1 protein-coding gene is annotated in these 578 nt (G+C 40.5%); it reads left to right on the top strand.

What is annotated here, in order from left to right; translation table 11 throughout:
* Positions 1-145: 145 nt before the first annotated feature.
* Positions 146-578 (top strand): glycosyltransferase (locus tag NZ519_06315; protein MCS7028366.1); only part of this gene is annotated, 433 nt, incomplete at its 3' end.

The following is a 578-nucleotide window of genomic DNA, read 5'->3' as shown; positions in this document are numbered from 1 at the left end:
AGCGTTAGCGAAGCACCGAAGCGAAGCGTAGTGCGGAATGCCCCGACCCTTGCGCAGCAAGGGGCACGCCCAAAAAATAAAACTCTAAAATCAGCAATCTGCAAAAAATCCTTTACTTTGCACAAACAAAGGGCTTTTTAGACCTATGAAAGTGCTTTACCTTTCCTACGACGGCATGACAGACCCACTCGGACAATCCCAAGTAATACCTTATCTCATCGGACTTACACGCTACGGACATACCTTTTACTTAATTAGCTGCGATAAACCTGAAAGATATAAACAACGTAAAGAATTTATCCTAAACTGGCTTAAAGACTATCCTATTTTTTGGTACTCTCTACCTTACACTAAAAAGCCGCCCATTTTTTCCACTGTAAAAGATGTTCAAAAAATGAAACGATTAGCCAAAAAACTTCACCAACAACACAATTTTGATGCAGTCCATTGCAGAAGCTATATCAGTGCATTGGTAGGATTATACCTCAAAAAAAAATACGGACTGAAATTCATTTTTGACATGCGTGGACTATGGGCAGATGAACGCGTAGAAGGCAAACTATGGAATTTATCCCACC

The organism is Bacteroidia bacterium (genome assembly GCA_025056095.1).
Taxonomy (GTDB): Bacteria; Bacteroidota; Bacteroidia; order JANWVE01; family JANWVE01; genus JANWVE01.
This window is presented reverse-complemented; position numbering and strand designations above follow the sequence as displayed.